General features: G+C 44.6%; 6 protein-coding genes. All 6 read left to right on the forward strand.

What is annotated here, in order from left to right; all coding sequences use genetic code 11:
• Positions 1–36 precede the first annotated feature (36 nt).
• From PR795_RS02545 to PR795_RS02570, 6 genes are read left to right on the forward strand one after another with little or no spacing between them, the layout of a single operon-like run.
• The gene (locus PR795_RS02545; protein ID WP_272516628.1) at positions 37–3,333 is read left to right on the forward strand and encodes a phage tail tape measure protein; all 3,297 of its coding nucleotides are present in this window, start codon (positions 37–39) and stop codon (positions 3,331–3,333) included.
• A gap of 5 nt (positions 3,334–3,338) precedes the next feature.
• Positions 3,339–3,674 carry a phage tail protein gene (locus PR795_RS02550; protein WP_154633087.1) on the forward strand — a complete coding sequence of 112 codons (336 nt, stop codon included), beginning with the start codon at positions 3,339–3,341 and terminating at the stop codon, positions 3,672–3,674.
• Positions 3,671–4,414, forward strand: coding sequence for a phage minor tail protein L (locus tag PR795_RS02555; RefSeq protein WP_272516629.1), 744 nt, complete (start codon positions 3,671–3,673; stop codon positions 4,412–4,414). The genes PR795_RS02550 and PR795_RS02555 overlap by 4 nt, the downstream gene beginning before the upstream one ends.
• Positions 4,411–5,121, forward strand: a complete 711-nt coding sequence (locus PR795_RS02560) for a C40 family peptidase (protein WP_272516630.1) — start codon at positions 4,411–4,413, stop codon at positions 5,119–5,121. Before PR795_RS02555 ends, PR795_RS02560 begins: the two co-directional genes overlap by 4 nt.
• On the forward strand, positions 5,118–5,723 hold the full coding sequence (locus tag PR795_RS02565) for a tail assembly protein (protein WP_272516631.1): 606 nt from the start codon (positions 5,118–5,120) through the stop codon (positions 5,721–5,723). Before PR795_RS02560 ends, PR795_RS02565 begins: the two co-directional genes overlap by 4 nt.
• Positions 5,724–5,778: 55 nt before the next feature.
• On the forward strand, positions 5,779–9,174 hold the full coding sequence (locus PR795_RS02570) for a host specificity protein J (RefSeq protein WP_272516632.1): 3,396 nt from the start codon (positions 5,779–5,781) through the stop codon (positions 9,172–9,174).
• Positions 9,175–9,212: the final 38 nt, after the last annotated feature.

Consider the following 9,212-nt stretch of genomic DNA (forward strand, 5'->3'; position numbering starts at 1 on the left):
TGACCGCCTAGGCGGTCTTTTTTTTTGGAGACGAAAATGTCTAAATTACGTGAGTTAATCTTAAAGATTACTGCTAATTCGTCAGGTTTTCAGGCGGAAATTAGTAAAGCTTCTCGAATTAGCAATGATTTTTATAAAAATGCGGCCAGTGGTAGCCGTCAATTGCGACAGGAATTAACTCAGCAGAAAAAGGCATTGGCGGAAATAAATAATCAACTTACAAGTGTTGCTATGACCGCAAGAGGAATGGCTGGCGCTATGGCTGGCTTTTTTTCAGCATCGGCAATGATCTCTACTGTAGATAGCTGGGGACAAATGGCGGCACGAATAAAAATGTCGCTTAATTCGGTAGAGGGATCAACTAAATCTTATGAGCAGCTTCAGCAGCGATTTTTATCAGTCAGTAACCGTAATGGTAAATCAATAGAAACCACACAAGAACTATATGTTGGCTCTGCTACCTCAATGAAAGAGTTAGGTTATAACACCTCTCAGACTATTGATTATATTGAATCACTTTCTTCTATTTTTACAGCTAATGCAACCAGCGCTCAACAAACTGAATCAGCAACTACTGCATTAAGCCGCTCAATGGTAAACGGCAAAATAAGCGGCAATGACTGGCATTCTGTGATGAATTCTATGCCAACGGTACTGCGTGATATCGCTGCTGAATTATCACGTACCAGCGGTGGAGTGAAAGTCACTGAAAACGATGTGAAAAAACTCGCCATGAATGGTGGTATCTCGATGAAGCTATTTGCCGATGCCGTGATCCGTGCAAAAGAGGCAAATAATGCGCTTGCTGATTCTATGGATAATACAGTTGAAGATGGCTTTACTCGTGTAGCAAACTCAGCAAAATCTTACTTTGGTGAGCTAAATGGCAGCATGGGGATAACACGCACTATGTCCGCTCAATTAGCTTTTTTGGGAGATAACTTTGATAAGGTTGCTCTTGCTGGATATGCACTTATTGGAATTGGACTTTCTCGATATCTCGGAAATCTTTCTATTAATACTAAAAATTTAGCTAAAGAAACTGTTAATGGATACTTATCACAACTTAATTATAACAAGGAGCAGGTGAGAACTCTTGAAGTCACTCAGATGCGAATCAAAGATGAGAGGCAGTTGCTTCTCGATACTCGTCAATCATTAGTGACTAAAAAGATGGTAGCAGCAACGGACAAGGAACGACTAATACTTGATAGACAGCTAGAGAAAAATACCAAGGCACTAGTCGCTCTAAGCAATCAAGAGATTGTAACTAACGAAAGATTGCTTGCATCACGAAAAGCGCTGAATGGATTTCGTATGGTTGGTGGTGCGGTAATTTCTGGCGCTAAAAGCTTGCTGTCTCTGGTTGGCGGGTTGCCTGGTGTAATTATGCTGGGCGCTGGTGCATGGTATGCAGTCAAGCAACAGCAAGAAGCGGCGCATCAATCAGCGCTTGAGTATGCTAATGCATTAGATGATATAGCAGCTAGAACAAAAAGTATGTCATTAGTGGAAGTCTCTGATGAGGCAAAAAAAGCTGATGACTCGATCAAGGCTCAAACAAGAAGCATAGAAGATCAACTGAATAAAATTCAAAACTATAAAAATCTAATAGAGAGGCATTATAAAAATTCAGAAAATGACACATTCACCAGCGAACAACAACAATTACAACTATCTTTAGCTATTGAATTAACAAAGCAATTAAAAGCTGAAGAGCAGCGCTTGTTAAATATGCAGCAAACTCAGCAAAATACAGTTTCTGTTTCCAATAGGCTGAATGAGCATAGAAATAACTTAACTAATAGTAAGTTAGCTTTATTAGGGCAAGAAATAGCCAAAGAGTCGGAATTTAACCGGATACTTTCAATAGGTAATAACCTACTGTCAAATAGGCAGTTGTTAGCGCAAGCGCCAATGTCGACAGGTTCACTTCCTGCATCGCTTAATGATGAGCAAAAGGAAATGATGCTTAATGCGGAACGCGAGCGTCAGCTATCTAGCATGAGTCAGCGTAATCAAGTTAAGCAGCGTAGTGAGTGGGAGTTAGATAAAGCTGGATTTACTGGAGATGAATATAAAACCCATCGTGAGCACTATATAAATAATAGGCTGAAAGCTTTTGATGAGCGTGAGCGGATGAATAAATCCCTCAAGACTGGTGCCGCGTTGACAAAAGAATCTGACCGCGTCACTGAGCGCTACAAAGATAAAATAGCCGATCTTACCGTTGCGACTGAAGTTCAGCGTGTTCGTGCCTTGCAGGGGGAAAAAGCAGCTGCACTTTATGCCGCTGCGCATGAAACCGGATCTAAGTGGACGGATGAACAGCGAAAATCCATACAATCATCTGCAGTTGAGCTGGCGGAATGGACGCAAAAAGCCGATGAAGCCGTGCGTAAGCAGCGTGAAATGACGGATGCATTGAAAGAACTGAAGGACGCAACGCGCAAATATAACGATGATGCAGCCTTAGCCAGAAGTACTGTGGGTATGGGCAATCGTCGCCGCAGTCTCGAAGAGGAGCGCCAGCAAGTTGAGCGGGTATTCAGTAAAACGGATGGCGGTACCGAGGCTTTATTAGCTCGACAAAATGCCTTGGACGCACTGAATAAAAAATACAAGGAAGCCATTCTTGCTGAAGCTGATTGGCGTTCTGGCGTTAAAGCTGGTTTGGAAAACTGGGTTGATGATGCGAGCAACTACGCAGGGCAGGCGGCAAGCGCAACACAATCTGCAATGTCAGGGATGGTGAATAACATTTCAGACATGTTGGTTGGCAATAAAGCCGACTGGAAAAGCTGGGCAATCGACGTCCTGAAAAGTATTGATAAGGTTCTTATTAATATGGCGCTTGTTCAATCAATGAAAGCGGCGGGGAGTTATTTCGGTGGGGGATTTGGAAGCTTAATTAGCTCCATTGTCCCTAATGCGAAAGGGGGGGTTTATGATTCACCTAGCTTAAGTTCTTACAGTGGGCAAATTGTTAACTCGCCAACCATGTTTGCTTTCGCGAAAGGTGCTGGTTTGATGGGGGAGGCTGGGCCTGAAGCAATCATGCCTTTAACCCGAAGCTCTGATGGTTCATTAGGCGTACGCGTTCTTGGCTTGGAAAATGTTCAAAATGGCACTACATCCATCACTTCCAATAACGCTATCAAAATCGATGTTGGTGATATCAACCTGATTAGTGATGGATCTAAAGAGCAGCAGCCAATAGGTGACGTGAGTGGTGCTAAACAGCAACTCAAAAATGAAATTGTTAACACCGTCAATGAGCAGGCATCGAGAGAGGGAACGCCGCTTTGGCAGCTAATTAACAGAAGAAGGTAAACTGTATGGTAGAAACGTTCACTTGGTGCCCCCGTATTAATGCGCAAAGTGATACAACATTCAGAGTCAAAAAAGCCCAGTTCGGTGATGGATATACACAAACCGCAGGGGATGGGTTAAACAACCGCTCTGATAGTTGGCAGCTTGAGTTTGTGGGTGAAGAGGCAATGATCGAACAGATTATTGCCTTTTTTGATCGCCATGGTGGGTATAAGTCTTTTATTTGGAAACCACCACTCCGACCACAAGGGTTATTTCGATGCGAACAATACAAACCTAATGCGCTGGGTGGCGGTAAATATTCATTAACGACGACATTTATTGAGGCATTTAGCTCATGAAAATAACTGCAGACGTTCAAATGCTGGAGCCGGGCAGTCGAATACAGTTAGTTGAAGTGGATGCCAGTGCGTTTGATGGTCCTATTCTGCGCTTTCATGCCTATAATTTACGTTATACCGAAAAAGAGCTTAAGGAGGCAGGTGATGAACTTGCCCCGCGTTCTATCTGGTGGCAAGGCAATGAATATGGGGCGCACCCTTATCAAATTGACGGAATGTCCAAAAACAGTGACGGTGCGCAAGCTAGACCGAAATTTAGAGTCTCAAACGTCAATAGTGTTATTTCATCATTATGTTTGCAGTTTGATGATATGGCGCTGGCAAAAGTCACTATTTATGAAACCTTCGCTCATTATCTCGATGTTAAAAATTTTCCTGATGGAAACCCTACGGCGAACCCTGAAGAGTGCTTTACGCAAGTTTATTACATTGACTGTAAAACGAATGAAGTGGCAGGTGAATCGGTTGAGTTCGAGTTATCTAGCCCGTTTGATTTGCAGGGAATTATGATCCCCGTTCGACAAATCCATAACCTCTGCTCCTGGTGCATGAAAGGTGACTATCGAAGTGGGCGAGGTTGCAATTATACGGGTAATAAATATTTCGATGAGCGTGGAGAGCCGGTTGATGATCCGGCATTAGATAAATGCGGCGGACTTATTAGCGACTGTAAAAAACGCTTTGGTGAGAATGAGCCTTTGGATTTTGGAGGATTCCCTGCAGCGGGATTAATACGATGATCACAAAGAAATTAACGGAGGCGATATTTCAGCATGTAAAAGCGGAATATCCCAAAGAAGCGTGTGGCGTGATTTGCCAAAAAAGCCGAGTCACAAAATACTTCCCTTGCCGTAACCTCTCCGATAATCCAACAGAACACTTTGAACTTTCCCCTGAAGATTATGCGAACGCTGAAGATTGGGGCGATCCAATAGCGATTGTGCATAGTCATTGCGGGGATGGGGTGACATCTCAACCGAGCGAAGTTGATAAGCTGCAGTGTGATGCGACGGGGTTGCCATGGGTAATAGCATCATGGCCAGAAGGTGACATTCGCACTATTCAGCCTCGCGCAGAACGTGAATTAGAAGGGCGCCCCTTTGTGCTAGGTCATGCCGATTGCTGGTCACTAATTATGGATTATTACCGACAAACTCACGGGATAGAGCTGCATAACTACAGCGTCGATCATCATTGGTGGGAGTGTGGTGAAAATCTGTATATGGATAACTGGCAGCATGCGGGTTTTGTTGAGTTCTCTGGTGAGTTAAAAGATGGCGATATGGTCATCATGCAAGTGCAAGCTGATGTTCCTAATCATGCTGGGGTGATAGTGAATGGTATGTTACTTCACCATTTGTACGGACAGCTAAGTCGCATTGTTCCTTACAGCGATTATTGGCGTGACCGCACCGTCAAAATTGTGAGACGCAAGGAGTTGGCATGAGTTTAAAAACAATACGGCTCTATGGTGTTTTGGGTACCCAATTTGGTCGCGAACATCGGTTTGCTATCGATTCTCCGCGTGAAGCGATTAAAGCGTTATCGGTACTCTATGATGGATTCGAACAGTTCCTTGCCAATGCGCATCTGAAAGGGCTGGAATTTGCCGTCTTTAAAGGTAAGCGCAATATTGATGAAGATGAATTGCATCTTGATACCTGTGAAGAAATTCGCATCGCACCAGTAATCAAAGGCAGTAAGCGTGGTGGTTTCTTCCAGACTATTTTAGGTGTGGCCATGATTGGTGCGGCAATGATGTTAGGCCCAGCGGGTTGGGCTGCATTTGGTGCTGGTGGTTTTGCCGGTGGCGCACTGGCGCTCGGTGGTGCTGCTATGGCATTGGGTGGTGTTATACAAATGCTTTCACCTCAGCCACAAGGTCTATCAGTGCGACAAGATGCAGACAATAAACCTTCTTATGCCTTTGGTGGTGCCGTGAATACGACAGCGCAAGGTAATCCGGTACCGCTTTTATATGGATTAGACCGTCGAGAAGTGGGCGGCGCAATTATCTCTGCGGGGATCTATACCGAAGATCAGAAATAGTAAAACGAACACGTTAACACGAGCGGCTTAATTGCCGCTTTTTTATGGGTGAAATATGGAAACGATATACGGTGCCAAAGGCGGTGGTGGTGGCGGACATACGCCAGTCGAATCAAAAGACAGTTTGCTATCCGAATCTACCGCAAAAATTCTGTTAGCGATTTCGGAGGGTGAAATAGCCGGTGGTTTGGATGATACCCGTATTTTCCTCGACGATACACCGATTGGTAACTTAGACGGTACCAAAAATTTTGAGGGTGTGACGTGGGAGTTTAGATCTGGCAGTGAGCAACAAGAATACATTCAAGGCATTCCTTCCGTGGATAATGATATCGCCGTCGGGATGGAACTGAAAGATGATCAGCCGTATGTCAGAATGATTAACAACACTCAGTTATCCGCTGTTCGTGTTCGTTTTTCGGTACCGCAATTAATGCGCCAGCATGACAACGGCGATACGACAGGCTACCGTATTGATTACGCTATTGATTTATCCACGGATGGGGCTGGATATAAAGAGCTAGTTAAGTCTGCATTCGATGGAAAAACGACAAGTGAATATCAGCGTACCCATCGTGTCGATTTACCCAAAGCCACTACAGGTTGGCAATTGCGTGTTCGCCGGCTCACTAAGAATCAGAATACAGCCCGTATTGCCGATAAAGTGACTATTGCTGCCGTGACGGAAGTCATTGATGCAAAGCTGCGTTACCCCAATACCGCGCTACTGTTTGTAACGTTCAATGCCCGTCAATTCAATAAGCGGATCCCCAAGATTAGCGCTCGCCCTAAAGGCGGGATACTTGTCAAAGTGCCCACGAATTATGACCCTATCAATCGGACCTATTCCGGTGTATGGGATGGCACCTTCAAACTGGCAGCAACGAATAACCCTGCATGGGTATTTTATGATTTAGTACTCAATAATCGCTATGGTTGCGGTGACCGTATCCAGTCTTCTCAGGTTGAAAAGTGGGATTTGTATAAGATTGCACAATATTGTGACGAACTGGTACCGGATGGGCGAGGCGGTGATGGTAAAGAGCCCCGCTTCCTGTGTGATGTGTATATCCAATCACAAGAATCAGCCTACACCGTACTGCGTGACATTGCGGCGATATTCCGCGGTATGACGTTTTGGGCTGATAATAAAGTGAATGCGGTTGCAGACATGCCATCCAGTATTTTCCGTACGTTCACCAATGCCAATATTGTCGGCGGTAAGCCATCATATTCCGGTGGCAGTATCCAGAATCGCTATACCCAAGCGCTGGTATCTTTTACTGATACAGATAATCACAGTAATGATGATGTTGAAGCAGTTGCTGATCTAAAGCTTCAGCGTCGATACGGCGTACGTAAAACCGAGTTGTCCGCGATTGGGTGTACGCGCCGTAGTGAAGCGAATCGTCGCGGGCGTTGGGCATTACTCACAAATGCGAATGACCGCATGATCACCTTTGCTACTGGGCTAGAAGGGGCGATACCTTCTCCTGGTCATATTATTGCCGTAGCTGATTCAAACTTGGCGGGTCGTGATACTGGTGGGCGTATCTCATCAGCGAATGGTCGAAATATCACACTCGATAGAGTCACGTCAATTAAAGCGGGTGACCGCCTGATCATCAACTTGCCCGATGGGAAGTCAGAAGGGCGAACCGTTAATTCGGTAAACAAAAAAGTGGTCACGGTTTCTGTCGAATACTCACAGGTACCGCAAAAAGAGGCTGTATGGGTCGTTGATTCGGATGATTTAGCTGTCCAGTTATATCGAGTGATTAATATCAGCGATAATGGAGATAACACTTACACCATCAGTGGCGCCATTCATAACCCTGACAATTATGAACACATTGATTCTGGCGCCCGCATTGATGAGCGTCCTATTACGGTTATTCCCCCAAGTGTTCAGCCAGCCCCGAAAAACGTAAAAATCTCCTCTTATTCTAGGGTTGATCAAGGTATTGCCTTTTCTACGCTCAGTGTTAGTTGGGAAGCGCCAGGAAGTGCGATTGCGTATGAAGCGCAGTGGCGCCGTGATAACGGTAATTGGATCAACGTTCCGCGTACGTCATCACTGGGATTTGAGGTTGACGGGATTTATTCTGGTCGATATCAAGTGCGAGTCAGAGCGATTAATGCGTCTGAAATTTCCAGCATTTGGGCGAATGCGCCAGAAACAACACTGACAGGGAAGGTGGGCAATCCGCCGAAACCTGTGAATTTTAGAGCATCTCCGCTCGTGTTAGGTATTAAGTTGGATTGGGGCTTTGGTGAAAACACTAGCGACACGTTAAAGACTGAGATTCAGTACAGCAAAACCAATGATGGTAATGGGCTTATGTTACTTGCTGATGTTCCTTATCCTTCGCGTTCTCATGAGTTAGCGGGCTTGGCTGCGGGTATTGCTTTTTACTTTCGAGCGAGGCTGGTGGATAAATCAGGCAATGAATCGGAATGGACTTCATTCGTTCGCGGGGAGTCTGAGTTTGATGTTGACACTATCATGCCTGTATTGGACGAACATTTCATGTCATCTGAGGCGGGGAAGCAATTAGATAAAAAGCTCGAATGGCTAAATGAAGCAGCATTAATTAACAGTGCAGCGACCTATGAACTTCAAGAGAGTTTGCTTGTTCTTCACGGAGAGTCTAGAGCCGAAGTTAAAGAATTGAAGCGTGTGTACGCAGACAGTGAGAAAGCGTGGGCAGAGAAGTACACGACAGTCAATGCTTCGATTAATGGTGTAAAAACTGAGGTTAAGGAGTTAGATCAAGCCATTGCGACTTTAGATAGTGCATTTTCTCAGTCAGTTAAGGAAATAAACTCATCAATAAGTAATGTGCAAGCTGGAGTTATTGAACAAGGCAAGGCGATTGCAAAACTAGACTCCGCATTTGCAGAATCTCAAACTCAGCTTCAAGTAAAATTTAAAGACCAGGAAGCGTTAATCAATACAAAGATGCAAGCTGAGTTCGAACAGGGTGCAGGCTATGCGATGCACAGTACGAATATCACGATTGTTGTTGATGACAAGAAGTACAACGCAGCAGGTATGGTGATTAGCGCTGAACTGAAAAACGGTAAAATTGAGTCATTTATCGGTTTCAATGCGAATAACTTTGCTTTCTATAACCCCGTTAATGAAAAAATGGAGTCCTTCTTATACATGAAAAATGGTCAAGTTTTCATGAATGAAGCATTTATTAGCAAGGCATGGCTTAACGAAGTTGTTGTAACTGACAAAATGACTTCTGCAAACTACGTACCCGGTAAGGTCGGCTTTAATATCGATGCTAAAACAGGGGATGCTGAGTTTAACAAGCTACTCATTAGTGGAGATTTTAAAATCGTTGGGGATGCAGGTCGGGTGTTAGTCGATGGTACCGGAATGACAGTCTATGACGAAAATGGAAGATGGGCTGTGAAAGTGGGGAGGCGTCCAGCATGAGTGATGATTACGGATTATTTGTAAATCCCAAGGATGGA

Source organism: Providencia sp. PROV209 (assembly GCF_028479485.1).
Classification (GTDB): Bacteria; Pseudomonadota; Gammaproteobacteria; order Enterobacterales; family Enterobacteriaceae; genus Providencia; species Providencia alcalifaciens.